Raw genomic sequence first — 25,006 nt, 5'->3', positions numbered from 1 at the left:
TCAGCCGCTGGCCTTCTCGCGCTCGACGGCGCGCCAGCCGATGTCGTGGCGGTAGAAGCCCTGCGGCCAGTCGATCCGGTCGATCGCCGCATAGGCCGTCGCCTGGGCCTCGCCTACAGTCTTGCCGAGCGCGGTGACGTTGAGCACGCGACCGCCATTGGCGACCAGCGCGCCGCCATTGATGGCGGTCCCGGCGTGGAAAATCTGGGCGCCATCACGCTCGGCCTCGTCGAGGCCGCGGATGACGGAGCCCTTTTCCGGCGTGCCGGGATAACCCCTTGCCGCCATCACCACGGTCAATGCCGTCTCGTCGCTCCAGCGGATAGACATATGCGCGAGCTGGCCATCGACGGCAGCGTTGAGCAGGACGAGCAGGTCGTCCTTCAGCCGCATCATCAGCACCTGGCATTCGGGGTCGCCGAAACGGGTGTTGTATTCGATGAGCTTCGGCCCTTTGTCGGTGATCATCAGGCCGGCGAAGAGGATGCCGGCGAAGGGCGCGCCAAGATTGGCCATGCCGCGCATGGTCGGCTCAATGATCTCGCGCATGGTGCGCTCGGTCATTTCGGGTGTCATCACCGGCGCCGGCGAATAGGCGCCCATACCGCCGGTGTTCGGCCCGGTGTCGCCGTCGCCGACGCGCTTGTGGTCCTGCGCGGTGCCGAAGGGCAGCGCCGTAGCGCCGTCGCACAGGCAGAAGAAGCTCGCTTCCTCGCCGGTGAGATATTCCTCGACCACAACCTCGGCGCCGGCGACGCCGAAGGCGCCGTCGAAACACGCCTCCAGCGCGGCATTCGCCTCATCGAGCGTCATGGCGATGGTAACCCCCTTGCCGGCGGCAAGCCCGTCGGCCTTGATGACGATCGGCGCGCCGGTCTTCTCGACATAGGCTTTCGCCGAGGCGAGATCGCCGAAGCGGCCATAGGCGGCGGTCGGAATGTTGAATTTGGCGCAAAGATCCTTGGTGAAGCCCTTCGAGCCCTCGAGCCTTGCCGCGGCCTTTGACGGACCGAAGACCCGGATGCCCCAGGCGCGCAGATCATCCGCGATGCCGGCGACCAGCGGGCCTTCCGGGCCGACCACGACCAGGTCGATCTTCTTTTCTTGGCAGAAGGACGCGACGGCGGAATGGTCGGCGACGTCGAGCTTCACGAGTTCGGCGACGCGTCCGATGCCCGGGTTGCCGGGCGAGGCGTAGAGCTTCGTCAGCAGCGGCGAGGCGGACATCTTCCAGGCGAGCGCATGTTCGCGGCCGCCCGAGCCGAGAAGAAGAACGTTCATGGCCACCTCTTGCTGATCGTCTCCCCGAACCCGCTATTGGTCCGCGGGCGGCGGGTCAAGGCGTCTTGGCAAATTGGCGCCAATTGCGCACGGGAACATGGACCTCATCAAGGCCGATGGACATGTCCCGAGCCTCCGACGGCCGGGAGAAACGACCCCGGAGGACAGCTCAGCTCTGGTAGATGACCGGGAACCAGTCCTCGCGCAGCTTCTGGCCGGGCTTCATGTCGTGGCCCGGATAGGGCGGCGAGGTGCGGCCGGGGCGTTCGACATAATGCGCGTCGTCGCCGACCCAGCGCAGCGACAGCGCCCGGCGCCGGGCCGAGGTCAAATTGCCGCGCGCGCCATGGGCCGTGCGGAAGTCGAACAGGATGGCGTCGCCCGGCTCCATCTCCCATTCGAGCACCTTCATCGAGGGATCATTGTCGGGATCGGGCACCGGCAGATAGTCGCCCTCGCCGGCATAGAAATTGTCGTCGTTCAGCCAGCGCACCGGCAGCACCATCTTTTCCCATTTGTGCGAGCCGGCGATCAGCCTGAGCGTCGCTTCCTTCACCGGATCGATCGGAATCCAGAAGCTCACCGTCTGGCTGCCGTCGACGAAGTAATAGGGGATGTCCTGGTGCCAGGGGGTCGGCTTCTGCGTGCCGGGCTCCTTGACCAGGACGTGATCGTGGAAGAACTGCGCGCTGCGCGACTGCATGACCGCGGCGGCGAGCTCGGCGGCCGGCGATTCGCGCACGATCCTGACGAATTCCGGGATCCGCTCCCAGTTGCAGTAATCGTCGAAGAAGCTGCCCTTGCCGCCGGCGATGTCGGAGGCGGTGGCACTGCGGTTCTGCATGTTGCGCTCGATGCCGTCGGCAATGACGTCGACCCAGTCCTTGAAGGCGCCCCGTATGCAGACCGCGCCGTCGCGCTGGTAATCAGCAATCGTCGAGGCATCGATCTTCGGGCTGGCCATGGCGCTTTTCCTCAGTTGGTGACTGACTATCGCAAGCGTCAGACATCGCGTAAAATAATAACTTGTCATCTCGCTCATAGTTTTTATCTATGAAGTTTACGCTCACCCAGTTGCGCTATGTCGTTGCCGTGGCCCGCTATGGCAGCGTGACCGCGGCAGCCCAGGCGCTGAACGTGTCGCAGCCGTCGATCTCGGTGGCGATCGACCATGTCGAGGAGGCGCTTGGCCAGAAACTGTTCGTGCGCCAGCGGGGAAGCGGCGTCGCGCTGACGTCCTTCGGCCGCAGGGCCGTCGCCAAGGCGAGGCAGGTGCTGGGCGAGGCGGACGAACTGGCGGCGCTCGGTTCGCGCGACGCCGATATCGGCGGCGAGCTGGTGCTCGGTTGCTTCGAGGATCTGGCGCCCTATTTCGCGCCGGCGCTGATGCGCGCCTTTGCCGAACGCTGCCCGGCCGTCACCGTCGTCATCGGCGACGAGACTTTCGAGACGCTGGGGCGGCGGCTCGCCGACAGCGCCGTCGATCTCGGCCTCACCTACGATCTCGGCCTTCCAGGCCATTTCAAGCGCATCCTGCTGCATGAGTTGCGGCCGCACGCCCTTCTGCCCTCCGGCCATGAGCTTGCGGACAAGCATGCCGTCAGCCTGGCCGAGCTCGCCCAGCATCCGCTGATCACCACCGACCAGCCGCATAGCTGGCAGCACATGCTGGACCTCTTCCTCAGCCGCGGCCTGTCGCCGATCGCCCGGGCGACGACGAGCTCGTTCGAATTGCAGAGGTCCATGGTGGCGAACGGCTTCGGCGTCGCGGTCAGCTACACGAGGCCCCATGGCGACCGCAGCTATGACGGCCTGCCGCTGGTCTTGAAGCCGCTCTCCGACCCGCTGCCGATGCAGCGCATCATCCTGACGCATGACACGCGCCAGCGCCTGTCCAAGGCGGCCACGGCCTTCATCGACGTCGCCAAGGCATGGTTTGCCGGTCACGATGTTTTCACTGCTTGAGCGACACCGCGGCCGCTTGACGTCGCCACCCGCGACTGTCACTTCAACATGATGGAAACCGTCCAGTCGAAAGCGATCCAGGGCCGTGTCGCCGATGCGCCGAGCGGCCATTGGGTGTACCGGGTGCTGCCGCGCTGGCTCTGGCCCTATGCGCAGCTCGCGCGCTGGGACCGGCCGATCGGCTGGCAACTGCTGTTGTGGCCCTGCTGGTGGTCGGCCGCACTTGCCGCGGGCGCCTATCCGCGCCCGACCGACCCGCTGCTGACGCTGCTTCCGGCGCCCTGGTACCTGCTTTTGTTCTTCATCGGCGCCGTCGCCATGCGCGGCGCCGGCTGCACCTACAACGATCTCGCGGACGAGGACATCGACAACCGGGTCGAGCGCACGCGCTCGCGGCCGCTGCCCGCCGGCAAGGTGACGCGCCGCCAGGCCTGGGCCTTCGTCATCATCCAGGCGCTGGTGGGATTGGCCGTGCTGCTGCAATTCAACAGCTTCGCCATCCCGCTCGGCATCGCCTCGCTCGCGATCGTCGCAGTCTATCCGTTCATGAAGCGCATCACCAACTGGCCGCAATTCGTGCTGGGCTTAGCCTTCTCCTGGGGCGCGCTGATGGGCTGGGCGGTCGAGTTCGGCGACATCGATGACCCGGCGATCATGCTCTATATCGGCTCGATCCTGTGGGTGATCGGCTACGACACGATTTACGCGCATCAGGACAAGGAAGACGACGCCATCGTCGGCGTACGCTCGACGGCGCGGCTGTTCGGCGACAACACCAAGATGTGGCTCACCGGGCTCTATGGCGGCGCGCTGATCTGCTTCGCCATCGCCTTCGCTTCGGCGCAGGTGCCGATCGTGGCGCTGGCCGGCCTGATCGCCGCCGGCGCGCACATGGCGCGCCAGATCATCCGGCTCGACATTAACAATCCGGACCAGTGCCTGAAGCTGTTCAAGTCGAACAACCAGGTCGGCTGGCTGATCTTCCTCGGCCTGATCGGCGGCTCGGTGTGGATATGGCTCAAGCCGCTGGTGTAGCGGGGCTTTTCCCTTCTCCCCTTGTGGGAGAAGGTGGATCGGCGCGTTAGCGCCGAGACGGATGAGGGGTGTTCCAGCGGAGTGAGACGCTGGCTTTCCCTGGAGCACCCCTCATCCGTCGCCTTCGGCGACACCTTCTCCCACAAGGGGAGAAGGAGAGGGCGTCGCACTACTCCCGCGCAATAATCTCCTGGCCGTCGATGACGAGCCTCAGGCCCAGGTTGCCGGCCTTGCGGCGGGCGAGGAAGCGAGGGCGGCGCATGGTGGAGACGCGGCCCTTGCGGCGCTCCTGCGGCGGCAGGGCCTTGATGGCGGCGCCGAGCGATTCTTCCAGGGTGCGGGCGATGCCATCGGCCTCGATCAAAAGCATCGGCAGGCGATAGGCGTCGGCCCAGGCGCGCCAGTCCGCGGCGACGTCCTCGAGGTCATCGGCGACCAGCAGCGGCACCGACAGCATCGGATCATTGTGCAGGAGCTCGAGCGTCACGGTGACGTTGCCGTCCGGATCTTCCATGGCGCGGGCGGCGACGCCGCGGAACGCCTTGGCGGGCAGCGCGATGATCGCCGGCACACCGCTCATCTCCAGCACACGGCGGATGACGGCGCCGCGCTGGTCGATGGTGAAGGTCACGTCGCCATAGTCGTCGCGGGTGGCATAGCTCACCATCTGCGGCAGGCGAAACGGGTCGAGACGCATGTTGCGCCCGGCCCAGACTGGCTTCAGTCCAGTGTTCATCGATGTCTTCCCTGTTAGTCCTGAGGGCCGTTTTTCCGGTTCTCTCAGGGCCGGTTTTTCCGGCCTCGTTATGGGAAGAAACATTAGCGCTCGCTTCTTACCGGCGCGCTTAAGAAAGTCGGTTAAATTTTGCTGATCTCGGCGATGGTTATCGGAATGCGACCGGCCGCCGGGTGAGGTGAGGATCAGATAACCTTACCGGGATTCATAATGCCGGCCGGATCGAAGGCCGCCTTCACGCGGCGCATCAGATCGATCGCCATCGGCGGCGCCGTGGCGATCAGTTCGTCGCGCTTCAGCTGGCCGATGCCGTGCTCGGCCGAGATCGAGCCGTGGAAGGAGCGCACGACATCGTGCACGGCCTTGTTCATGGGATGATAGAGCTCGAGGAACGGCTCGTCCTGCCAATCCACCGGACGCGAGATGTTGTAGTGCAGGTTGCCGTCGCCCATATGGCCGAAGCAGACCACGCGCGCGCCGGGGCAGACGCCTTCCACCACGCCGGCCGCCTTTTCGATGAACTCGGGGATCGAGGCGATCGGCACCGAGATGTCGTGCTTGATCGAGGCGCCCTCCGGCTTCTGGCACTCGGGAAGCGTCTCGCGGAAATTCCAGAAGGCGTCGCCCTGGGCCAGGCTTGCCGACACCACCGCGTCGCCGACGATGCCTTGCTCGAGGCCGGCTGAAAGGATTTCCTCGATCAGCGCCTTGCCGTCCTCTTCGGAACGGCCGGAAGAAACCTGCATCAGCACATACCACGGCCAGTCGTCGGCCAGCGGCCTGGTGATGCCTTGCCCGTGCTTAAGCGTGAAATCGTAGGGCCTTCTGCCGATAAGCTCGAAAGCGGTGAGCGAGGCGCCAGCGCGGTCCATCGCCAGGGTGAACAGCGACAGCGCGTCTTTCGGGGACGACGGCAGGCCGGCAAAGGCGACCTCCCTGCCCTTCGGCTTCGGGAACAGTTTCATTACCGCGGCGGTGATGACGCCGAGCGTGCCTTCGGCGCCGACGAAGAGGTTCTTCAGATCGTAGCCGGTGTTGTCCTTCTTCAGCTTGCGCAGATCGTCGAACACCTCGCCGGTCGGCAGCACCACCTCGACGCCGAGGCAGAGCTCGCGCGCATTGCCATAGGCAAGCACGCCGGTACCGCCCGCGTTGGAAGAAAGATTGCCGCCGATCTGGCAGGACCCTTGCGCGGCGAGCGACAGCGGAAACAGCCGGTCGGCGGCGTCGGCCGCTTCCTGCAGCGTCTGCAAGATGACGCCGGCCTCGACGGTCGCCGTGTTCGACAGGACGTCGATCTCGCGGATGCGGTTAAGCCTGGACAGCGACAGCACGATGTCGTGTCCGGATTTGTCCGGCACCTGGGCGCCGACCAGCCCGGTATTGCCGCTCTGCGGCACGACCGGCGTTCCGGTCTCGGTGGCGAGGCGCATGATGCGGCTCACCTCCTCGACGCTGCCGGGTCTCAGCACCAGCGATGTGCGGCCGTGCCAGAGGCCGCGCCGCTCGGTGATGTAAGGCGCGATGTCGGCCTGGTCGCGCAAGGCATATTTGCCGCCGACGATGGCCGCGAAGCGGTCGATGACGGCGGGGTCGAGGTCGAAGGGCTGATCGTTCATGGGTCAGAACCTAGAGCAATTCCAGGAAAAGTGCGAAGCGGTTCCGCCCGGAATCGCATCAAAACAAAGAGATAGGCTCAAGCGGTCTTGTCACGCGGCGCGGCGGCGCGGGCAAGCCGGTCGTTGATCGCTTCGCCCAGGCCCTCGAACGGGATCGGCTCGACGGCGATTGTCGCGGCGCCGCTGCGGTCGAGCGCGTGCATGAAGGCGAACAGATTGCTGGCCGCCTCGCGCAGGTCGCCTCCCTCGGAAAGGTTGCGCAGCGCAACGGCCCGTTCCCAGCCCTCGGCGCGGTTGCGGCCGAAGGCCAGCAACGCCTCGCCCTCGGCAATCTTTCCGACGTTGAGCCGCATCGCGGCGCCGGGCGCGTAATGCGAGGCGAGCATGCCCGGCGCCTCGATGCCAGCGGCGCCGCGCGACAGCTTCGCGCCGGCCACCGCCTCGATCTCCTCGGCGCCGATGCCGCCCGGACGCAGCAGCCGCAGCTTGCCGTTCTCGACCTTGAGAATCGTCGATTCCAGGCCGACCGGCGTCGCGCCGCCATCGACGACCAGCTTGATCCTGTCGCCGAGGTCGGCGGCGACGGCCTGCGCCGTCGTGCCGCTGATCCTGCCTGAAGAATTGGCGCTGGGCGCGGCGAGCGGCCGGCCGAGCCGCGCGATCAGTTCGCCGCCGAAGCCGCGCGGCATGCGCAGCGCGATGGTATCCAGCCCCGCGGTGACCAGCGGATGGATGCCGCCATCGGCGCGCTGCGGCAGCACCAGCGTCAGCGGGCCTGGCCAAAAGGCCTCGGCCAATTTTGCCGAGAGCGGATCAAAGCCGGCGATACGGTCCGCCATCGCGCGATTTGCGACATGAGCGATCAGCGGGTTGAAGCGCGGCCGGCCCTTGGCCTCGAAAATGCGCGCCACGGCAACACCGTTGGTGGCATCGCCCGCCAGGCCGTAAACCGTCTCGGTGGGGATGGCGACGACGTCGCCGCCTTCGAGCAGCGCCAATGCCTGCTCCATAGCCTCGCCGGCCGCCAGTATCTCAGCCAAATTCGCCACCAATCTCAAACATGCCGGTCCCGTAATACGACGGCTTCCATCGGGCAAGGGCGGGCATTGGCGATTTATCAATCCCTAAAATGTTAAGTTTTCGGGCAAGCCGGCTTCAATTTGGCGGCCTTAAGGTGCGGGTTCTATGCGGTTGCGGGCTTGGGAGTTGTTGTGATGCGTCTGCTTGAAGCGTTCGGTATCAGTCTTCTGGCGATGAACGGCGCGGCACATGCCTCGTCGATCGTCGTGGTCGGACCATCGAGCTCGACGCCTTCGGTGGTCAGGCTGAATGCGATCGAGCCGGCCAAGCTGTCCGCGGCCTCGACGCCGTCGATGATAGCGCTGGGCGATCCCATGCCCGCCGTCACCGACGAAAAGGTCGCGGCGATTCCCGAAAAGTCCAGGCACCAGCAGGCCCCGATGATCATCCGCGGCGGCGTTGTCGGCGGCGCTTTCGCAACGCCTGCGGCGACCGCGGCGGCCAAGCCCGCGGCACCGGCAACCGCGGCCGCGCCGGCAAACGGCACTTCGCCGGCAACGCCCGCCAACGGCACAGCGTCTGCTTCGAACGGCGACGGCAAAACCGGCGACAAACCGGCCGCGACGGCCAACGCACAGCCGTCAAATGGCCAGCCCCTGCCGCGCGTCGGCAAGGCGATGTAGATCACACTGGATACCGCCTCTATGTGCTAGGCGCTTAACTCTGTCCGATTCCCGTCATCGGGACTGGGCACGATGGCGCCGGCGTTTCAAAAGGGGGTTTCATGAACGTTACGAAAGCAATGGCCGTTGCCGCACTGGTGGCGGCGATGACACTGGGCGCGGGTACGGCGAAGGCCGACGACATGCTCGGCTCCTACGTCGCGCGGATTTCCGATCGCGATCATCGCGCCAGCGACGGCTATCCGCTGAGCAGCGCGGCGCAGATGGTGCGGCAGGACCGCGCCAACTGGCACAAGTTCCACCGGCGCGACGGCGACGACCAGGACGATCGCTGGTTCCGCAGCGACGGTTCGCGGGCCGACCTGCAGCGCTGGCTGGAGCGCGGCGGCGCCATGAGCAGTTCGACCCGGCGCGCCATCGTCAATGGCGAGCCGCTGATCGAGGTCGACGTCTATCCGGACAGCGTGCGGGTCGGCATCATAGAAGATTGACGGGGTCAATCTTCTCGGAAGATTGACGAGCCTGACGAAAAGGGCGACGAGTAACGCGTCGCCCTTCATGCTTCAGACGACAGGAGACAGCTCAGGCAGCTTCTTCCTTGTCGTCCTCGTCGGACTCATCGGCCTCGTCTTCATCCTCGTCGCCATCTTCGTCCTCCTCGTCGGACTCATCGTCGCCCGAGGCCTTGGCTTCGTCGTCGGCGTCCTCGCCGTCGTCGTCATCTTCATCCTCGTCGTCCGACTCATCGTCGGTCGAGGCCGTGGCTTCCTCGTCATCGCCTTCTTCCTCGTCGTCTTCGGAAGGATCGGCGGATTCGACCGCTGCAGCGGCATGGTCGAGGAGGTTTTCGGAAGCGGCTTCGATGCCCTCGGCGGCGGCCGGGGTCTCTTCAATCAGGTCGATATCGTCAACGGAATTCATGGCATGCCTCCGTGGTTTGGGAACGCCTTGTTGTCCCATGCGGAAGTCATCGCCGTATGACTGTAAGCCGGCTCCGGCGCATTAAATTTCGGGCGCCGAATTGTTCAAGCATGCCCGCATCCTGACGGATGCAGGCAGTGCCGAACGTGCGATTTTTCGAGCTGTCAGCCGGCGATTTTTGAAAAATCCGCGACCTGATCGGTGGCGGCGCGGATGCGGGCGAGCAGCGCCAGGCGGTTGGCGCGCACGGCCTGGTCCTCATCATTCACGAGAACGCCCTCAAAAAATGAATCAACGGGTTCGCGCAACGCGCTAAGCGCCAGCATGGCGGCGGAAAAATCTTCATTTTGAATTGCTTGGCCGGCTTCCTTCTCGGCTTGATTCACCGCGGCGAAAAGCTTCTTTTCCGCTTCCTCGCGAAACAGCGCCGGCTCAACATCCTCGGCGACCAGCGTTTTCTTCTTCTCCTCGGCGGCCAGGATGTTGGCGGCGCGCTTGGTTCCGGCGAGCAGGTTCTTGCCCCCGTCGGTGTCGAGCAAGGAGCCCAGCGCCTCGACGCGACGCACGATCTGCAGCAGGTCGTCGGACCGAGGCGTGATGACGGCATCGATCAGATCGTGCCGCGCGCCCTGGTCGCGGAGATAGACTTTGAGGCGATCGTGGAAGAAGGCCAGGAGGTCTGACGACTGATCCGCCCCGCCTTTGAAATTTGCGAAGGCCTTGGCGAAAATAGACGTCAGCGCCAGACGAATACGGTTCTCGGTGAGGAGCCTGACCACGCCGAGCGCGGCGCGGCGCAAAGCGAACGGATCCTTGCTCCCGGTGGGCTTCTCGTCGATCGCCCAGAAGCCGGTCAGCGTGTCGAGCTTGTCGGCAAGCGCGACGGCAACCGAGACCGGATCAGTCGGCACGCGGTCGGACGGACCCTGCGGCTTGTAATGCTCCTCGGCAGCGGCGGCCACGGATGCATGCTCGCCCTGCAGCAGCGCGTATTTGCGGCCCATCGCGCCCTGCAGTTCCGGAAACTCGCCGACCACCTCGGTCTGCAGGTCCGCCTTGGCGAGCACCGACGCCCTGGCGACTAAAGCGCTATCGGCTCCGACGACAGGTGCCAGTTCCTCGGCCAGCCGTTTGATGCGCTCCACCCGCTGCCCTTGCGTGCCAAGCTTGGCATGGAAGGTGACGTTCAGATGATCGAGCCGCGCCATGCGCTGGTCGAGCGGCTTCTTCAGATCGAGGTCGAACTTCGCCGCCGATTCCTTCAGCTGGTCGAGGTCGGGCAAATCGCTCTGGTCGGTCTTCCAGAAATAAAGCGCATCGGACAAGCGGGCGCGCACCACCTTGCCGTTGCCGTAGGCGATCTCCTTGCCGCCATCCCTCGCCTCGATGTTGGCGACCAGGATGAAGCGGTTCGACAGGTCCTCGCCCGCGCCCTGCGGTCGGGTGACGAAACACTTCTGGTTGGCGCGGATGGTGAGGCGGATGACCTCGCCCGGAATGGTGAGGAAATCCTGCTCGAACTCGCCCATCAGCACGACCGGCCATTCCACCAGCCCGGAGACCTCCTCCAGCAGGCCCTCATCCTCGACGAGGTCGAGGCCGTTGGCGAAGGCGATGTTGCGGGCATCGGCCAGGATGATCTCCTTGCGCCGGTCGGCATCGAGCACGACCTTGGCCGCCTCCAGCTTCGCCACATAATCGTCGAAACGGCGCACGGTGATCGGGCCCGGCGCGTGGAAGCGATGACCGTAGGTGACATTGCCGGCGCGGATGCCGTCGATCTCAAAATCGACCACGACCGGCTCTTCGGTCTCCGGTCCGAAGGTGCAGACGATCGACTGCAGCGGCCGCACCCAGCGCAGCGAGCCGGGCTTCGCCGAGGCCGGCCCCCAGCGCATCGATTTCGGCCAGGGGAAGCTTTTGATGATACCCGGCACCAGTTCGGCGATGATCTCTTCCGCCGCCCGGCCCGGCTTCGAAATGTGAGCGACGTAGAAGTCGCCCTTCTTCGGATCGGAATGGACATGCGCCTCGGCGATCGATGACAGGCCGGCCTTGCGCAGGAAGCCCTGCACAGCCTGCTCGGGCGCCGTGGTCGACGGCCCCTTGATCTCCTCGCGGATCTCCTTCGAGCGCGCCGTCAGGCCACGGATGTCGAGCGCGAGGCGCCGCGGCGTCCAATATTCGCGCGCCGCCTCATAGGTGAGACCCGCCTCGACCAGACCATCGGTCAGCATCTTCCTGAGGTCGCCAGCAGCCTTGCGCTGCATGCGGGCGGGGATTTCCTCGGAGCGAAGTTCCAAGAGCAGGTCGGGCATAGTTAAGCTCCCCACCCTCCCCTGGATGGGGAGGGTCGGCGCGTAGCGCCGGGGCGGGGTGGCGGCCTCTCAGCCGCCAATACCTTCGGCACCATCGCGCAGATGCAGGTGTGATTTCCGTTCTTCCACCGCCGCATAAATTGTATCGAGCACGGAATCCAGTTCGTTTTTTATCTCATGGTTCCAGAAGCGGACGACGCGATAGCCTTGGCTTTCGAACCACCGTGTCCGAACTTCATCATGGCGCAGCTGATCATCGGCACTGTGGTGGGAGCCATCCACCTCGATAATCAATTTCAGCCGATGGGATAAGAAGTCGGGGTAATAGGCGCCCACAGACGCCTGTCGGCGGAAATGTGTTCCTTCGACCGGGATGCGCCACAGGTGCCGCCACAGCAGTCGTTCTTCGTCTGTCATCGAGGCGCGAAGCCTTCGTGCGGACTGCAACTTGAAACGGTCAAGTTTTGGCATAGGGAAGCGCCAGTCACCCCCACCCGCCGCTCCGCGGCGACCTCCCCCATCAAGGGGGAGGTAGAAGCGCATAGCAACTCGGCCGGCCGCTGTCACCCCGCCAGCAGATCGCCTCGTCGATCGATTTCGCGGAATTTTTCGGCCCGCTGTCGGGACGCAGCGAGGTCGTCCGTCCTTGGAGCAGACCATCCCATGAACCGAACGCTGCGCTGAAGCGACACACGCTCAGGCAGAGACCTATTGGCTGAACGACGATGAAGACGGCATCGAGAACCCTGCAGATCCTGGCGCTCAGCGCCTGCTTCGCCGCGCAGATGCACGGCGCGATCGCCATGCCGGGGGTCAGGCAGGCCATGCGCACGATCGATGGATCGAGCGGGCTGAATGTCCCGGCTGCGGTGGCCTATGCCGTTTCAGGCAAGCCGGCGCTGTCCTGAGGCATTGCCGGAGGGGCGGCGGACCAGGCGGTTTGCCGCCGATAAATCTCCTTCACGACTTCCAGGAGAAGCAGGCTCAGCACAACGCTGGCAACATCGGCAGCGGTGGTCGCAATCGAGGCGTTCTTCAGTTCCGGAATTTCCTGCGCTTTCATGGAGAGCCTGAAGGAGACCCGACCGAGCGCGTTGGCCACCAGCCAGGCGGCCCACCAGCCCTGAAGCGTTCCGGACGTCTCGGCCGATTTCCAGTCGGCAGACCCGCTGCTTGCCCGCCATATCTCCGACATCGCCTGATAAGGCTTCCAAAGGTTGGCGATGGGGATGAAATACCAGCCGATCGCCCAGCCGGGCGTGAACTGCATGTCGCGGGCGCCAAGCGCCCTGGCGTTCCTGTTGGCCAGGCGGATCCAGCTAAGAATGATAATGGCCTGCGCCAGATAGAGAACGAGCTGGGCGATGCCTATCGCGCCTTGCCGGCTGTCGTTCCAACTGGCCGCTGCCGTGACATCGTAGTCATAGGTGCCGGCATCGATATCGTTCAGCAGCCAGATCTCGGACAGGCCTGAAAGTACGGCGATCACGTCGACGGCGATGCCGATGCACAGCAGCCTGACGACCCAGTTCGTGCTCGTCGAAAAATTTCTGAAAATGCCCACGCTGCCTGCTCCCCCTTGGTAAGTTGCTGCAACCTAAACGGGAACAAATAGGGAATCAAGCGGGAAAGCTGCAGCCTTCCCTTAAGCCGCCATTCCGCCGGCCTGCGTCTTCAGGAACGCCTCGCCGCAAGCCTTGGCCAGGTTGCGTACGCGCAGGATGTAGCTTTGCCGCTCGGTGACCGAGATCACGCCGCGCGCGTCGAGCAGGTTGAAGACATGGCTTGCCTTGATGCACTGGTCGTAGGCCGGAAAGACCATGCGGTGCATCGCCAGATTGTCGCTGGGCTTCGGCGTGCCCGCATCGAGCAGCGCCTTGCACTCGGCCTCGGCGTCCTCGAAGTGCCTCAGCAGCATCGCGGTGTTGGCGAATTCGAAATTGTGGCGCGAATATTCCTGCTCGGCCTGCAGGAAGACGTCGCCGTAGGTGACCTTCTCGGCGCCTTCACGGCCGTTGAAGTTCAGGTCGTAGACATTGTCGACGCCCTGCACATACATGGCGAGCCGTTCGAGACCATAGGTCAGCTCGCCCGCCACCGGCGCGCATTCGATGCCGCAGACCTGCTGGAAATAGGTGAACTGCGAGACTTCCATGCCGTCGCACCAGCACTCCCAGCCGAGTCCCCAGGCGCCCAGCGTCGGGCTCTCCCAGTCGTCCTCGACGAAGCGGATGTCGTGCAGCAGCGGGTCGACGCCGATCGCCTGCAGCGAGCCGAGGTAGAGCTCCTGCAGGTTCGGCGGATTGGGCTTCAGGATCACCTGATACTGGTAATAATGCTGCAGACGGTTGGGGTTCTCGCCGTAGCGGCCGTCCTTTGGCCGGCGCGAAGGCTGCACGTAAGCCGCATTCCAGCGCAGCGGGCCGAGCGCCCGCAAGGTGGTGGCCGGATGGAAAGTGCCGGCGCCGACCTCCATGTCGTAAGGCTGCAGGATGAGGCAACCATAATCCGCCCAGTAGTTGTGCAAGGTCAGGATCAGCCCCTGGAAGGAGCGGCTGGGATGCATGTGGACGGGGATCTCGATGGTCACGGCGGCCTCGGCAAGCGCAGGATGACGCTTCCCTAGTTGCCGGGCCGGCAAGCGTCAAGGCGGCGGCTCGCATCCGGCAAGGCGGAAAGCTTTGCGGCCGGCTGGCCCATTGCGGTCGAGCGGCGGCCAACCTTTGCTCCGTTCCACGTCAACGACAGAGATTTCGTTATGTCCGGTCAACTTACCGTCCGACCCGTCACAAGGCAGGATTACGAGCAATGGCTGCCGCTGTGGGACGGCTATAACGCGTTTTACGGGCGCTCCGGCCCGACGGCACTCGCCGGCGAGATCACGCACATGACCTGGTCGCGTTTCTTCGATGCCTATGAGCCGGTGCATGCGCTGGTGTCCGAACGCGAGGGCAACCTGCTCGGCCTCGTCCATTATCTCTACCATCGGTCGACGACGTCGATCGCGCCGAGCTGCTATCTGCAGGATCTCTTCACCACGCAGGCCGCGCGCGGCCAGGGCGTCGGCCGGGCACTGATCGAAGGCGTCTACGAACGCGCCAGCCAAGCGGGGGCGAACCGCGTCTACTGGCTGACGCATGAGACGAACCACACGGCGATGCAGCTCTATGACAAGGTCGGCGAGAAGTCCGGGTTCGTCGTCTACCGGAAGATGTTTTGAAAACGCGGGGCTCCGAAGGGCCCCGCCGGCAATCAGGATCGAAGCTCAGCCCTTCGGCGCGGGCGTCGGCTCCGGCTTCACCTTCGGGGTTTCCTGCGCGGTGTTGGATTCGATGGGCGGCAGGCCCTTGAGCAGCTTCTGCTGAAGGGTGGCGAGCACGTCTGGGTCCGGCTTCAGGTCGCGCGCCTGGGTCCACTGATAGGTAGCCTCGAGCTTGCGGCCGACGCGCCAGTAGGCATCGCCGAGATGGTCGTTGAGGACCGGGTCTTCCGGCTTCAGCGAGACGGCGCGCTCCATCTCGCGCACGGCGTCGTCGAAGCGACCCATGCGGTAATAGGCCCAGCCCAGCGAATCGACGATGTAGCCGTCGTTCGGCCTGAGATCCACGGCCTTCTGGATCATCGCCAGGCCTTCCTTGAGGTTCATGTTCATGTCGACCCAGGAATAGCCGAGATAGTTCATGACCTGCGGCTGGTCGGGCTGCAATTCCAGCGCCTTGCGGAAATTAGGTTCTGCCTTCGGCCATTCCTTCAGCCGCTCATAGGCGATGCCGCGCTGGTAAAAGATGTTCCAGTTGGCGGCGGTCGGCGCCTTCAGCTGCTCGACGGCCTTATCGTAGAGATTGGCGGCCGAGCGGAAATCTTCCTTCGAGCCATAGACGCCGCCAAGCGCCAGATAGGCGCGCATGTCGTCCGGGTGCTTGTCGAGATAGGCCTTGAGATGGGCGATCGCCTCGTCGTGCTTGTCGAGATCGGCGAGGTTCAGGCCGAGCTGCAGGTCGGAAAGCTCCTTCAGCGGCGAGGAAGCCGGGATGCGGCGGTAAAGCGCGATGGCGCCCTCGCCGTCCTTGAGCTGCTCGGCGACAGCGGCAAGCTGCACCAGGGCCGCATCGCTGTCCGGCTTCAGCGCCAGCGCGTATTGCAGGTAGAGCCGCACGAAAGGCTCGCCGCCGCCGCGGTTGAGCGCGGTCGCAAGGTCAAGCAGGATTTCGGAGGCGCCGTCGGCCGGGCCGGCGACGAGCGGCTCGATCTTGTCGCCCTTGGCGATGCGGTCCCGCAGCGTGGTGATCTCGAGCTTACCCGGGGCGAAGGCTTCGGCCTGGTTCAAAACCGCCAGCGCCTTCGACTTGTCGCCCTTGCGGGCGAGGAAGGAGGCATAGGCCTGGGCATTGCGCATCCAGGTTTCGGGCGCGGAGCCGCCGGCCGTGGTGTCGGCGAGCGTGGCGGCGTAGATCGCATCGGCCTTGTCGTTCAAGCCGGCGGCGTCGGCGATCAGCGCGCGGTGGAACGACTTGAACAGGCCGAACCAGTCCGGACCCTTGAGCTTGTCGATGGACTCCATCGCCTCGGACGCGTTGCCGGCGCCCTCCATGGCCCAGCCGTTCATGACGCCGGAGAGCAACCGGTCGAGATCGGATTCGAGCGAGAGCTTCAGCCAGTACTGCGCCTTGACGTAGTCCTTCTTGTGGAAGGAATCGATGGCCAGGGCCAGGCGTGAGAAGCGCTCGACGTCCGGCACTTCCTTCAGCTTGTCGGCATAGACCAGCGATTCCTCGAAGCGGCCTTGCGCAACGAGAGCCAGCATCAGGCTTTGCTGCAGATCCTTATCGTTCGGCGCAAAGGCAAGCGCCTGCTTGTAGTAAGCGATCGCGTCGTCGAGATCGTTGTCGCTTTCGGCGATATGGGCCGCGAGATAGGCGCCCGAGAAAGATGTGATCTGCAGCGGTTGGGCATCTTCCTTGGCCTGGACCGGCAGCACCCAAAGCGCCACACCGGCCAAAAATGCCAGCCTCATCAGCCAGCGCGCACGTCCTTGCCGCATCGTATCCCTTTCAGCCAGACGCGATCCCGCCCTTGGCGGACCGCCCACAGACTCGATCTTTTCCGGTCAAAGCATGGCCTTTTTGGGGTCGAGCTTCAATCCGCAGCGAATCACAATGCAATCATCCGGCTTAAAAAACGATGCCGCGCCAGCGAAAAACTTCTGCGCGGAGCCGGGATGCCGATATGCCGGCATCGAATTGCCTACAGATAGGTATCGCTGAATCCGCTGGCGGCAACCGCGTCGCACAGGCCGGACCATTCGCAGCCGGAGCATGCCTGGCGCGTCAGCCCGGCGGAAAAAGCCTTCCGCATTCCTGCCAGTGCCGAGGCATCCAGCACGAGCCGGTCTCCGGCCCGGATCGGCCGCCCGAGAAGAGCGCCGACATCACGCGCAGCGAGCCCGTCCCGCTCGGCGGCGCTCTCGCCAAAGCAATGCGCCTCCGGCTCGTCGAGCAGCGGGGCGCAGATGTCGTCGGGACCGGAAACGATCACAACCCCCTCGCCCAGCCGCTTCACCACCTTGTCGTAATTGGCGGTGAAGGCGGGCGAGTAGCCCTTGCCGACATAGGTCAGCAGGCAAAGCAGATGATGGGCGCGCAGCCTGACGGTCATCGCGTCCCGGACGAGCGGCCGCGCTGTTCCGCCCGATCGGTGGAGAAGAGCTTCAGCGTCACCGCGCCCAGCGCCGACTTGAGCAGGCCGCCGACGATGAAGGGCAGGAAGCCGAAGGTGATGGCCTTCTCGGCGCCGATCATGACGGCAAGCCAGGCGGTGCCAAGCACCAGGCACAGCAGGTTGCCGATCAGCATGGCGGCGAAGGCAAGCATGACGCGATTTCCGTTCCAGCCGCGCTCGGCCAGCCATCCGACGACGGCGCCAACGATCGGGAAGGCGAAGAGATAGCCGCCGGTCGGACCGACGAAATGCTGGATACCGGCAGCCCCGCCCGCCAGCACCGGGAAGCCTGCCGCGCCTTCAACCAGCCAGGCGGCGATGGTGAGCGCGCCGAAACGCCAGCCGTAGAGCGCGCCGACCAGCGTCACGGCGAAGGTCTGCATGGTCACCGGAACCGGCACCATCGGGACCTCTATATAGGACGACAGCGCCAGGAACAACGAGCCGATGATCACGGCGCCGATCCGCCAGGCGAGCGAACGGCTATGCAGGCGAAGCGGGCTGAAGGAGGGCTTGTAGGTCGAAACGGCTGCGTTGCTCACGGTATGTTTCCTGGTTGGATTATAGATAATTTCTGAACTTCATCTATTATCGAATCCATATTTTCGCGAGGATGGCAAGCCCGCGGGTTCGGTCGGAGCGGGAGCGAAGCGGACGCGGAGAGAATCCATGCCGCGATCCAGGTCAAATGGGCAAAAACGATGCAGACAAGGGGCGTTCTGCACCGGTGCAAAGCTTCAACGTCACGTCTGCGCGCGTCGCTCCGCTCCTTGCTCCGCCCTAAAGTGACGAGTTCTCGACCAATCGCACCAGCCTGCGCTACCCCACTATGGCGAAAGCGTCGCGGGTCCGGCCGGAAGCGGTCTTGACCGGCTTTTGGCCGATCCATTGCACATGACGGCCGAGCGTCGCGGCGGCCGATTCGGTGTTGCCTTGCCTCAGCGCGCTCAGGATCGCTCGGTGGTCCTGGTCGGTGCGGGTTTCCCACTCCGAGCGCCAGGCCGCGAAGAGGAAGCGCGCGCTCGCCGCGTGCAAATCGTCGATGGTGGAAAGCAGGCGCGGCATGTTGCAGGGCGCCAGGATCAGCCGGTGGAAGGTGCGGTTGGCCTCTTCCCAGGAGCGCACGTCGCGGGATTTGTCGCCGGCCTTGGTCGCCTCCTCTGCGAGGTCGAGGATCGACGCCGTCAAATGCGGCGCGGCATGGCGCAGCGCCAGCACCTCGAGCGCCGCGCGCATCTCGGCCACCTCCCTCACCTCGCCAAGATCGAAAGCGGCGACGCGCACGCCGCGCCGAGGCTCGCTGATCGCCAACCCTTGAGCCTCCAGGCGCCGGAAGGCCTCGCGCACGGGGACATGGCTGGTGTTGAACTCTTCGGCGACATGATCCTGGCGCAGCCGCGATCCGGGCTCGATGGCGCCCGAAATGATGCGGTCCGCCAGTTCCTTGCTGATACGGACGGCGATCGTGTCTTCTGTGCTGGCCATATTTTATAGATAATTTGCCCGACCGCCCCTTGTCGAGATGGACGGCGCGGGATTCACAGGCCCCTGCCCGGCGGATGCGAGGCAAAATGCCTGTAAGGCAGTCAGCTCAATTCACCCGGCTGATGCAGAAATCGATGACGTCGATCAGCGCCGATTTCTGCGGCGTCGCCTCAAGCGGCGCCAGCGCGTCGCGGGCGATCTCGCCGAAATGGCGGGCGCGGCCGATCGTGTCGGCTATTGCGCCGTGGCGGGCCATCAGGCCGATCGCCTTTTCGAGCCCGGCATCGTCGGTGACGTTTTCCTCGATGGCGCGCTTCCAGAAGCTGCGCTCGGCCTTGGTGCCACGCCGGTAGGCGAGGATCACCGGCAGCGTCACCTTGCCCTCGCGGAAATCGTCGCCGACATTCTTTCCGAGATCCTTGCTGGAGCCACCATAGTCCAGCGCATCGTCGATGAGCTGGAAGGCAAGGCCGAGATTCATGCCATAGGAGCGCAGCGCGGCGCGGTCGGTGCGCGAGGCCAGGGCGATCACCGGCCCGACTTCGGCCGCGGCCGAGAACAGCGCCGCGGTCTTGGCCTTGATGACGGCGAAATGCTCGTCCTCGGTGGTGTCGAGGTTCTTGGCCGCGGCAAGCTGCATCACCTCGCCCTCGGCGATGATGGAAGCGGCGCTCGACAGGATGTCGAGGGCTTCCAGCGAGCCGACCTCGACCATCATTCGGAAGGCCTGGCCGAGCAGGAAGTCGCCGACCAGAACGCTCGCCTGGTTGCCCCAGATCATGCGCGCCGTCTTCTTGCCGCGGCGCAGCGCGCTCTCGTCGACCACGTCGTCATGGAGAAGCGTCGCCGTGTGCATGAACTCGACGGCGGTCGCGAGCTTGACGTGGCCTTCGCCCGAATAGCCGAACATCTGCGCGGCGGCCAGCGTAAGCATGGGCCTGAGCCGCTTACCGCCGGAGGAGATCAGGTGGTTGGCGATCTCCGGGATCATCTCGACGTCGGAGCCGGCCTTGGACAGGATCAGCTCGTTGACACGGCCCATGTCGGCGGCCGTCAGATCGATCAGATCCTTGATGGAAGCGGGTTCCCGCTTGCCTTCGATGTTGAGAACGACTCCCACCACAATCACTCCCGTCTCAATTGACGCGCACGACGGCACCCTTAGTCCCAACTCGACTCTAGGGCGGCACAACCGGGCACGGCAAGAGGCGAATTGGCGCGGCTCCGCGGACGGTGTGTCCACCGGCACGTTTACACGAACCCCGCAACCTGCGATTTTCATTCCATGATCGAGCTTGTCCGCACCAACGACGCCGTCGTCATCTCCTTTGTCGAATCGCTGATGCGCGATGCCGGCATCGCCTGTTTCGTCGCCGACCAGAATATGAGCGTGCTCGAAGGGTCGATCGGCCTTTTGCAGAAGCGTGTCATGGTAGACGCCGAGAAGGCCGACGCGGCGCGCCGCATCCTCAAGGATGCCGGCATCGAGAACGAGATCCGCCAGAAATAATGGCAGTCAGCCCCGCCCCCGTCCCGGACACGCCGGCGCACACGGTCGACGCCTTCCATCGCGGACGCTTTTGGTTGGTGCAGCCGAGCCGGGGCGGTCATCGCGCCGGCATGGACGCCATGACGCTGGCGGCGGCCGTGCCGTCCGGCTTTTCCGGCCGGCTCGCCGATTTCGGCGCCGGCGCTGGTGCTGCCGCCCTGGCCGTGCTGTCGCGCTGTCCGGCGGCGCGGGCCGTGCTCGTCGAGCGCTCGACCGAAATGGCGGGATTCGCCGCCGCCACGCTTTCGCATCCGGGCAACGCGCATCTCGGCGACCGCGCTTCGGTGCTGACGGCCGACGTGACGCTGACCGGCCGGGCGCGAGCGGAAGCCGGGCTTGCCGACAATTCCTTCGACTTCGTCATCATGAACCCGCCTTTCAACGCGGCCGAGGACCGCTCGACACCAGACGCGCTGCGCAGGCAGGCGCATGTCGGCGAGGACGGGCTGTTCGAGCGCTGGATCAGGAGCGCCGCCGCCGTCGTCAAGCCGCGCGGCGGGCTGGCCGTCATCGCCCGACCCGAGCAGCTCGTCGCCATCCTCGACGCGATCGAAGGGCGCTTCGGCGATGCCGAGATGCTCTGCGTCCATCCCCGGCCGGACGTGGCGGCGATACGCGTCGTCGTCAGGGCGGCGCTCGGGGCGCGCGGAAAACTGTCGATCCGCCCGCCGTTCACTTTGCACGGGCCGTCCGGCAACGCGCCGGCGGAGCGGGCGGAAATGATCAACAACGGCCTGGCGTCGCTGTTCGGCGATTGATCCCAGGCGCGCGATGCGGCATTGCCGTTAGGCGGCGAATTCCTACATGCCAAAGCAAGATACGTCGCGCCCGAGAGACATTACCGACTTAACCGATTGCTCCTTCTGCACTCCACCGGAGACACCCGTTCGTGAAACGCCTCTTCAACCGCCTGCTGCCGAAATCCTGGCGCTCGACAGTCGTCACCATTCCGGTCATCCGGCTGCAAGGCGCAATCATGGCCGGCGGCGGCCAGTTCCGGCCGAGCCTGTCGCTCGCCTCGACGGCCGGCGTCATCGAAAAGGCGTTCGGCTTCGACGCGCCGGCGGTCGCCATCTCGATCAACTCGCCGGGCGGCTCGCCGGTGCAGTCGCGGCTGATCTTCAAGCGCATCCGCGATCTGGCGGCGGAGAAGAACAAGAAGGTGCTGGTCTTCGTCGAGGATGTGGCGGCTTCCGGCGGCTACATGATCGCGGTCGCCGGCGACGAGATTTTTGCCGATCCGTCATCGATCGTCGGCTCGATCGGCGTGGTCTCGGCCTCGTTCGGCTTCCCGGAGTTGATGAAGAAGATCGGCGTCGAGCGACGTGTCCACACCGCCGGCCAGAACAAGGCCGTGCTCGATCCGTTCAAGCCGGAGAAGAAGGAGGATGTCGAACGGCTGAAGGCGCTCCAGCTCGAAGTGCACGAGACTTTCATCGACCTCGTCAAGGAGCGGCGCGGCTCGAAGCTCAAGGACGATCCGGACCTGTTCACCGGCCTGTTCTGGACCGCCAAGAAAGGCCTCGAACTCGGCCTCGTCGATGCGCTGGGCGATATGCGCAGCGTGCTTAAGGCCCGCTTCGGCGACAAGACGCAGCTCAAGCTGATCACCGCGCCGCGCGGTCTGTTCGGCCGGTTCGGCCTGTTCGGCTCGCGCTTCTCGGCGCCCGATATCGCCGCCGCCGCCGCAAACGGCGTCCTCGATGCGGCGGAAGAGCGCGCATTGTGGGCGCGCTTCGGGCTTTGAAAAAGACATGATTGCGGCTAGCATGGCCGCTTGACCGACCCATTCGGCCGGCCTTGCCGCGAGAACGCGGGAGGAGTTTTAGAGATGCCGCAGATCATTTTCTTCGCTGTTGTCGGCGCCGCCGCTTATTTCGGCTACCGCGCTTTCGTGCGCGAGGCCGAGCGTGTGACGGCCAAGATCCGGCGCACCGAGAAACAGGCGGCGAACGGCACGATGGGCACGCTGGTCAAGGATCCGAAGACCGGCGAATACCGTCTCGCCAAGGACTGATCCCATCTCGCCAGCAGCCGATATCCTGGAGCCCGGCACAGAGGTCCGGACATGGCTTGCGCCGGCCAAGATCAACCTGGCGCTGCATGTCACCGGAAGGCGCGCCGACGGCTACCATTTGATTGACAGCCTCGCCGTCTTCGCCCGCTTCGGCGACCGGCTCGAGATCGAACCGGCTGAGCAGGACGAGTTCTCCGCATCCGGCCGTTATGCCACGGGCCTGCCGCTCGACGACGGCAATCTGGTGGTGAAGGCACGCGATGCCTTGCGCCGGGAGGCTGGCGCGAGACATGCACCGCCCGTCGCCATCAGGCTGGAGAAGAACCTGCCGGTCGCGTCCGGCGTCGGCGGTGGCTCCAGCGACGCGGCGGCGGCGCTCAACGGCCTGGCGCGGCTCTGGAAGCTCGATATCGACGACATTTCGCTGGCGCGGATCGGGCTTTCGCTGGGCGCCGACCTGCCGATGTGCCTGAAGGGCAAGCCGCTTGTGGCCCGCGGCATCGGCGATGAGGTCTCGCCGCTCTCCGCCTTTCCGGCCCTCGGCCTCGTCCTGGTCAATCCGGGCGTCGCGGTCTCGACCCCGGACGTGTTCAAGGCGCTCTCCAGCCGCGACAACGAGGCGCTGCCCCCGCTGCCGAAGCGCCTCGACTTCCACGCCGTGCGCAACTGGCTGGAGACCACCCGCAACGATCTTGAGGCCCCTGCCCGCTCGTTCGAACCTGCGATCGAGGAAGCGCTGAAAGCGCTCAAGCGTGCAGACGCGGCGTTCGCGCGCATGTCCGGCTCGGGCGCCACATGCTTCGGCCTGTTCGAGACTGGCAATGTCGCCAAGCGCGCGGCGATCGCGATCCGCGCGCGCCATCCCGGCTGGTTCGTCGCCGCGACGCGCAGCATGGAGGTGAGCGATGGCGAAGCTTGACGAGAGCCGGCCCTTCATCCCGGTGCGAATCGCGGTGCTGACGGTCTCCGACACACGCAGCCTCGCCGACGACAAATCCGGCCAGACGCTGGCCGACCGCATCGCGCAAGCCGGCCATACGCTTGCCGCGCGCGACATCGTCACCGACGACCGCGACAAGATCCGCGACAAGGTGCTCGGCTGGTCGAAGGACGAAAACATCGACGTCGTCATCACCACCGGCGGCACCGGCTTCACCGGCCGCGACGTGACACCGGAGGCGCTGGAGCCGATCTTCGAAAAGCGCATGGACGGCTTTTCCGAAGTCTTCCACCGCATCTCCTACGACAAGATCGGCACCTCGACGATCCAGAGCCGAGCGACCGGCGGCGTCGTCAACGCCACCTTCGTATTCGTGCTGCCGGGCTCGCCCGGCGCCTGCAAGGATGCCTGGGACAGCATCATCAAGGCGCAGCTCGACTACCGGCACATGCCCTGCAACTTCGTCGAGATCATGCCGCGGCTGGACGAGCATCTCCGGCGCGGCGCCAAGCCCGTCTCCTAACCGCAGGCAAAGTGAGCGGCCGGCATCCGGTTCGCAGGCGAAATTGCGCTGGCGCCTGCGAGCAGCCATTTCGAAGCCGGCACCGGCAAAGTACCTTGTGCCGCGAACAAGGGACAATCCGCCATGACCGTTCACAGCGGCGGCTGCCATTGCGGCAACATCCGCCTCAGCTTCTCCACCGCGCTGGATCCGGCCGCGCTGGAAATCCGCGCCTGCCAATGCTCCTTCTGCATACGGCATGGCTCGCGCGCGGCCGCCGACCCGAACGGCAGGCTGGTCGTTTCGGTCGCGGACAGGGAGCGCCTGCAGGTCTACCGCTTTGGGCTGCGCACCGCCGACTATCTCGTCTGCCGCGACTGCGGCGTGTATGTCGCGGCAATCGCCGGTGAGGGAAGCGACGCCACAGCGGTCGTCATCGTCAACGCGCTTGACGATCGCGAGCGGTTTTCGCGCGAGCCGATCGCCGTCCGGTTCGATGCCGAAACGCGCGAGCAGCGCCTGGCGAGGCGCCGTCGCAACTGGATGCCTGTCGAAATTCAAGGGATCTGACCGGGCTGGAACCGAGTCGTCCTCCCTCCCCCTGCGGAGAAGGCGGAGCCTGCATCACTTCGGCGGCGCCACCCAGATTTCCGCGTTCAACCGCCTGGTCGCCAGGCCGCGCGCCAGGGCTTCGGCGCCGCGCGCGCTCTTTGCCAGGGCCGACGCCTGGCGCTTGCTGATGACGAGGCCCTCGGCCAGCGCCCGGTTGCCCGAAAAGACGCGGGCCAGGAAAGGCGCGCGATCGGCCCGGGCGCGTGAAAAGCGCGCAGGCATGGTCTGCTTCGCCGTGTGCGCCACGATCTCGTCAATCCAGCCTTCGGCCAGCCGGGCGCCGGGCTCCAGAAGCAGCAGCCAATCGCCCTTGGCCTGGCCGATGCCCACGGCGATCCCGCCGGTCACATAGTGACAGCCTGCATGCTCGGCCACCCGATGCGTCTGGTCGGTCGAGCCTTGATCGCAGACGATTACATCACGGACCACGCCTTCGACCGCGCCGCCGACCAGAGAGGCGAGCGTGCGGGCAAGACCCTCTTCGTCGTTCCTGGTTTCGATGACAACGCTGAGCATTTCAGCCGAATAGCGGAAAGTGCGGCGATGCGCCAGTTCCGCGCTTCAGGTGAAAAAGTTCTTGATTTGTTCCGCTCGGCAAAATAGGA

Annotated in this window: 29 protein-coding genes; 13 read left to right on the top strand and 16 right to left on the bottom strand. The window is 65.2% G+C overall.

Annotated elements, in window-relative coordinates:
• Both purD and MJ8_RS09660 read right to left on the bottom strand, forming a co-directional pair.
• Complete coding sequence (purD, locus tag MJ8_RS09665) at positions 1-1,281, bottom strand: phosphoribosylamine--glycine ligase (protein ID WP_201414164.1); 1,281 nt, start codon at positions 1,279-1,281, stop codon at positions 1-3.
• A gap of 169 nt (positions 1,282-1,450) precedes the next feature.
• Positions 1,451-2,245, bottom strand: a complete 795-nt coding sequence (locus MJ8_RS09660; RefSeq protein WP_201414163.1) for a phytanoyl-CoA dioxygenase family protein — start codon at positions 2,243-2,245, stop codon at positions 1,451-1,453.
• A gap of 89 nt (positions 2,246-2,334) precedes the next feature.
• On the opposite strand from MJ8_RS09660, the gene MJ8_RS09655 reads away from it, so the two are divergent.
• Both MJ8_RS09655 and ubiA read left to right on the top strand, forming a co-directional pair.
• Positions 2,335-3,246 (top strand): LysR family transcriptional regulator, encoded by a 912-nt coding sequence (locus tag MJ8_RS09655; RefSeq protein ID WP_201414162.1) that lies wholly within the window; start codon positions 2,335-2,337, stop codon positions 3,244-3,246.
• Positions 3,247-3,297: 51 nt separating this feature from the next.
• Positions 3,298-4,281, top strand: coding sequence for a 4-hydroxybenzoate octaprenyltransferase (gene ubiA, locus MJ8_RS09650; protein WP_201415377.1), 984 nt, complete (start codon positions 3,298-3,300; stop codon positions 4,279-4,281).
• Positions 4,282-4,450: 169 nt separating this feature from the next.
• Here ubiA and MJ8_RS09645 read toward each other — a convergent pair whose 3' ends face one another.
• The 3 genes from MJ8_RS09645 to MJ8_RS09635 form a co-directional block, all read right to left on the bottom strand.
• Positions 4,451-5,017 carry a DUF6101 family protein gene (locus MJ8_RS09645; RefSeq protein ID WP_140748261.1) on the bottom strand — a complete coding sequence of 189 codons (567 nt, stop codon included), beginning with the start codon at positions 5,015-5,017 and terminating at the stop codon, positions 4,451-4,453.
• Between the two features lie 185 nt (positions 5,018-5,202).
• Entirely contained in the window at positions 5,203-6,636 is a 1,434-nt protein-coding gene (locus tag MJ8_RS09640) for an FAD-binding oxidoreductase (protein WP_201414161.1), read from the bottom strand.
• A 77-nt stretch (positions 6,637-6,713) separates the two neighbouring features.
• A complete protein-coding gene (locus tag MJ8_RS09635; RefSeq protein ID WP_201414160.1) occupies positions 6,714-7,676 on the bottom strand; it encodes an L-threonylcarbamoyladenylate synthase in 963 nt (320 codons plus the stop codon).
• A gap of 174 nt (positions 7,677-7,850) precedes the next feature.
• On the opposite strand from MJ8_RS09635, the gene MJ8_RS09630 reads away from it, so the two are divergent.
• Positions 7,851-8,339: a hypothetical protein gene (locus MJ8_RS09630; protein WP_201414159.1), complete on the top strand. Its 489-nt coding sequence runs from the start codon at positions 7,851-7,853 to the stop codon at positions 8,337-8,339.
• A gap of 101 nt (positions 8,340-8,440) precedes the next feature.
• Positions 8,441-8,830, top strand: coding sequence for a hypothetical protein (locus tag MJ8_RS09625; protein WP_201414158.1), 390 nt, complete (start codon positions 8,441-8,443; stop codon positions 8,828-8,830).
• A gap of 91 nt (positions 8,831-8,921) precedes the next feature.
• On the opposite strand, the gene MJ8_RS09620 is transcribed toward MJ8_RS09625, so the two are convergent.
• From MJ8_RS09620 to MJ8_RS09610, 3 genes are all read right to left on the bottom strand, one after another.
• Positions 8,922-9,299 (bottom strand): hypothetical protein, encoded by a 378-nt coding sequence (locus MJ8_RS09620; protein ID WP_225248210.1) that lies wholly within the window; start codon positions 9,297-9,299, stop codon positions 8,922-8,924.
• Between the two features lie 125 nt (positions 9,300-9,424).
• Positions 9,425-11,578 (bottom strand): glycine--tRNA ligase subunit beta, encoded by a 2,154-nt coding sequence (glyS, locus tag MJ8_RS09615; protein ID WP_201414157.1) that lies wholly within the window; start codon positions 11,576-11,578, stop codon positions 9,425-9,427.
• A 69-nt stretch (positions 11,579-11,647) separates the two neighbouring features.
• A complete protein-coding gene (locus MJ8_RS09610; RefSeq protein ID WP_095816363.1) occupies positions 11,648-12,049 on the bottom strand; it encodes an endonuclease domain-containing protein in 402 nt (133 codons plus the stop codon).
• A gap of 254 nt (positions 12,050-12,303) precedes the next feature.
• On the opposite strand from MJ8_RS09610, the gene MJ8_RS09605 reads away from it, so the two are divergent.
• Entirely contained in the window at positions 12,304-12,486 is a 183-nt protein-coding gene (locus MJ8_RS09605; protein ID WP_201414156.1) for a hypothetical protein, read from the top strand.
• Here the strand turns inward: MJ8_RS09605 and MJ8_RS09600 are convergent.
• On the bottom strand, positions 12,453-13,142 hold the full coding sequence (locus tag MJ8_RS09600) for a DUF4328 domain-containing protein (RefSeq protein ID WP_201414155.1): 690 nt from the start codon (positions 13,140-13,142) through the stop codon (positions 12,453-12,455). The two genes, MJ8_RS09605 and MJ8_RS09600, sit on opposite strands and share 34 nt — an antisense overlap.
• A gap of 81 nt (positions 13,143-13,223) precedes the next feature.
• Entirely contained in the window at positions 13,224-14,144 is a 921-nt protein-coding gene (locus tag MJ8_RS09595) for a glycine--tRNA ligase subunit alpha (protein ID WP_201415375.1), read from the bottom strand.
• A gap of 192 nt (positions 14,145-14,336) precedes the next feature.
• Here MJ8_RS09595 and MJ8_RS09590 point away from each other — a divergent pair, with 192 nt between their 5' ends.
• Positions 14,337-14,798: a GNAT family N-acetyltransferase gene (locus MJ8_RS09590; protein ID WP_201414154.1), complete on the top strand. Its 462-nt coding sequence runs from the start codon at positions 14,337-14,339 to the stop codon at positions 14,796-14,798.
• A gap of 45 nt (positions 14,799-14,843) precedes the next feature.
• On the opposite strand, the gene MJ8_RS09585 is transcribed toward MJ8_RS09590, so the two are convergent.
• The 5 genes from MJ8_RS09585 to MJ8_RS09565 all read right to left on the bottom strand — a co-directional run bounded on the left by MJ8_RS09585 (position 14,844) and on the right by MJ8_RS09565 (position 19,901).
• Positions 14,844-16,619, bottom strand: a complete 1,776-nt coding sequence (locus MJ8_RS09585; protein WP_201414153.1) for a tetratricopeptide repeat protein — start codon at positions 16,617-16,619, stop codon at positions 14,844-14,846.
• A 203-nt stretch (positions 16,620-16,822) separates the two neighbouring features.
• Positions 16,823-17,233, bottom strand: a complete 411-nt coding sequence (locus MJ8_RS09580) for a DUF1284 domain-containing protein (protein WP_201414152.1) — start codon at positions 17,231-17,233, stop codon at positions 16,823-16,825.
• Entirely contained in the window at positions 17,230-17,838 is a 609-nt protein-coding gene (locus tag MJ8_RS09575; protein ID WP_201414151.1) for a biotin transporter BioY, read from the bottom strand. The genes MJ8_RS09580 and MJ8_RS09575 overlap by 4 nt, the downstream gene beginning before the upstream one ends.
• 277 nt (positions 17,839-18,115) lie before the next feature.
• On the bottom strand, positions 18,116-18,781 hold the full coding sequence (locus MJ8_RS09570) for a GntR family transcriptional regulator (RefSeq protein ID WP_201414150.1): 666 nt from the start codon (positions 18,779-18,781) through the stop codon (positions 18,116-18,118).
• A 106-nt stretch (positions 18,782-18,887) separates the two neighbouring features.
• Positions 18,888-19,901, bottom strand: coding sequence for a polyprenyl synthetase family protein (locus MJ8_RS09565; RefSeq protein ID WP_040991398.1), 1,014 nt, complete (start codon positions 19,899-19,901; stop codon positions 18,888-18,890).
• 165 nt (positions 19,902-20,066) lie between these two features.
• Here MJ8_RS09565 and MJ8_RS09560 point away from each other — a divergent pair, with 165 nt between their 5' ends.
• The 7 genes from MJ8_RS09560 (at position 20,067) to MJ8_RS09530 (ending at position 24,359) form a co-directional block, all read left to right on the top strand.
• Positions 20,067-20,291: a DUF2007 domain-containing protein gene (locus MJ8_RS09560; protein WP_127875481.1), complete on the top strand. Its 225-nt coding sequence runs from the start codon at positions 20,067-20,069 to the stop codon at positions 20,289-20,291.
• Positions 20,291-21,088: a tRNA1(Val) (adenine(37)-N6)-methyltransferase gene (locus MJ8_RS09555; RefSeq protein WP_201414149.1), complete on the top strand. Its 798-nt coding sequence runs from the start codon at positions 20,291-20,293 to the stop codon at positions 21,086-21,088. Before MJ8_RS09560 ends, MJ8_RS09555 begins: the two co-directional genes overlap by 1 nt.
• A gap of 131 nt (positions 21,089-21,219) precedes the next feature.
• Positions 21,220-22,077 carry a S49 family peptidase gene (locus tag MJ8_RS09550; RefSeq protein ID WP_201414148.1) on the top strand — a complete coding sequence of 286 codons (858 nt, stop codon included), beginning with the start codon at positions 21,220-21,222 and terminating at the stop codon, positions 22,075-22,077.
• A gap of 84 nt (positions 22,078-22,161) precedes the next feature.
• Positions 22,162-22,347, top strand: coding sequence for a membrane protein (locus MJ8_RS09545; RefSeq protein WP_027164591.1), 186 nt, complete (start codon positions 22,162-22,164; stop codon positions 22,345-22,347).
• Positions 22,348-22,372: 25 nt separating this feature from the next.
• Complete coding sequence (locus tag MJ8_RS09540; RefSeq protein WP_201415374.1) at positions 22,373-23,266, top strand: 4-(cytidine 5'-diphospho)-2-C-methyl-D-erythritol kinase; 894 nt, start codon at positions 22,373-22,375, stop codon at positions 23,264-23,266.
• Entirely contained in the window at positions 23,253-23,810 is a 558-nt protein-coding gene (gene moaB / locus MJ8_RS09535; RefSeq protein WP_201414147.1) for a molybdenum cofactor biosynthesis protein B, read from the top strand. Before MJ8_RS09540 ends, moaB begins: the two co-directional genes overlap by 14 nt.
• A gap of 123 nt (positions 23,811-23,933) precedes the next feature.
• Complete coding sequence (locus MJ8_RS09530) at positions 23,934-24,359, top strand: GFA family protein (RefSeq protein WP_201414146.1); 426 nt, start codon at positions 23,934-23,936, stop codon at positions 24,357-24,359.
• A gap of 54 nt (positions 24,360-24,413) precedes the next feature.
• Here MJ8_RS09530 and MJ8_RS09525 read toward each other — a convergent pair whose 3' ends face one another.
• Positions 24,414-24,917 carry a glycosyltransferase gene (locus MJ8_RS09525; protein WP_201414145.1) on the bottom strand — a complete coding sequence of 168 codons (504 nt, stop codon included), beginning with the start codon at positions 24,915-24,917 and terminating at the stop codon, positions 24,414-24,416.
• Between the last annotated feature and the right edge of the window lie 89 nt (positions 24,918-25,006).

This window comes from Mesorhizobium sp. J8, assembly GCF_016591715.1.
Taxonomy (GTDB): Bacteria; Pseudomonadota; Alphaproteobacteria; order Rhizobiales; family Rhizobiaceae; genus Mesorhizobium.
This window is presented reverse-complemented; position numbering and strand designations above follow the sequence as displayed.

Excerpts from the sequence above, each read along its gene's own strand:
- purD (WP_201414164.1), bottom strand. The coding sequence starts at position 1,281 with ATGAACGTTCTTCTTCTCGGCTCGGGCGGCCGCGAACATGCGCTCGCC.
- MJ8_RS09660 (WP_201414163.1), bottom strand. The coding sequence starts at position 2,245 with ATGGCCAGCCCGAAGATCGATGCCTCGACGATTGCTGATTACCAGCGC.
- MJ8_RS09655 (WP_201414162.1), top strand. The coding sequence starts at position 2,335 with ATGAAGTTTACGCTCACCCAGTTGCGCTATGTCGTTGCCGTGGCCCGC.
- ubiA (WP_201415377.1), top strand. The coding sequence starts at position 3,298 with ATGGAAACCGTCCAGTCGAAAGCGATCCAGGGCCGTGTCGCCGATGCG.
- MJ8_RS09645 (WP_140748261.1), bottom strand. The coding sequence starts at position 5,017 with ATGAACACTGGACTGAAGCCAGTCTGGGCCGGGCGCAACATGCGTCTC.
- MJ8_RS09640 (WP_201414161.1), bottom strand. The coding sequence starts at position 6,636 with ATGAACGATCAGCCCTTCGACCTCGACCCCGCCGTCATCGACCGCTTC.
- MJ8_RS09630 (WP_201414159.1), top strand. The coding sequence starts at position 7,851 with ATGCGTCTGCTTGAAGCGTTCGGTATCAGTCTTCTGGCGATGAACGGC.
- MJ8_RS09625 (WP_201414158.1), top strand. The coding sequence starts at position 8,441 with ATGAACGTTACGAAAGCAATGGCCGTTGCCGCACTGGTGGCGGCGATG.
- MJ8_RS09620 (WP_225248210.1), bottom strand. The coding sequence starts at position 9,299 with ATGGGACAACAAGGCGTTCCCAAACCACGGAGGCATGCCATGAATTCC.
- glyS (WP_201414157.1), bottom strand. The coding sequence starts at position 11,578 with ATGCCCGACCTGCTCTTGGAACTTCGCTCCGAGGAAATCCCCGCCCGC.
- MJ8_RS09610 (WP_095816363.1), bottom strand. The coding sequence starts at position 12,049 with ATGCCAAAACTTGACCGTTTCAAGTTGCAGTCCGCACGAAGGCTTCGC.
- MJ8_RS09605 (WP_201414156.1), top strand. The coding sequence starts at position 12,304 with ATGAAGACGGCATCGAGAACCCTGCAGATCCTGGCGCTCAGCGCCTGC.
- MJ8_RS09595 (WP_201415375.1), bottom strand. The coding sequence starts at position 14,144 with ATGCATCCCAGCCGCTCCTTCCAGGGGCTGATCCTGACCTTGCACAAC.
- MJ8_RS09590 (WP_201414154.1), top strand. The coding sequence starts at position 14,337 with ATGTCCGGTCAACTTACCGTCCGACCCGTCACAAGGCAGGATTACGAG.
- MJ8_RS09585 (WP_201414153.1), bottom strand. The coding sequence starts at position 16,619 with ATGCGGCAAGGACGTGCGCGCTGGCTGATGAGGCTGGCATTTTTGGCC.
- MJ8_RS09580 (WP_201414152.1), bottom strand. The coding sequence starts at position 17,233 with ATGACCGTCAGGCTGCGCGCCCATCATCTGCTTTGCCTGCTGACCTAT.
- MJ8_RS09570 (WP_201414150.1), bottom strand. The coding sequence starts at position 18,781 with ATGGCCAGCACAGAAGACACGATCGCCGTCCGTATCAGCAAGGAACTG.
- MJ8_RS09560 (WP_127875481.1), top strand. The coding sequence starts at position 20,067 with ATGATCGAGCTTGTCCGCACCAACGACGCCGTCGTCATCTCCTTTGTC.
- MJ8_RS09555 (WP_201414149.1), top strand. The coding sequence starts at position 20,291 with ATGGCAGTCAGCCCCGCCCCCGTCCCGGACACGCCGGCGCACACGGTC.
- MJ8_RS09545 (WP_027164591.1), top strand. The coding sequence starts at position 22,162 with ATGCCGCAGATCATTTTCTTCGCTGTTGTCGGCGCCGCCGCTTATTTC.
- moaB (WP_201414147.1), top strand. The coding sequence starts at position 23,253 with ATGGCGAAGCTTGACGAGAGCCGGCCCTTCATCCCGGTGCGAATCGCG.
- MJ8_RS09530 (WP_201414146.1), top strand. The coding sequence starts at position 23,934 with ATGACCGTTCACAGCGGCGGCTGCCATTGCGGCAACATCCGCCTCAGC.
- MJ8_RS09525 (WP_201414145.1), bottom strand. The coding sequence starts at position 24,917 with ATGCTCAGCGTTGTCATCGAAACCAGGAACGACGAAGAGGGTCTTGCC.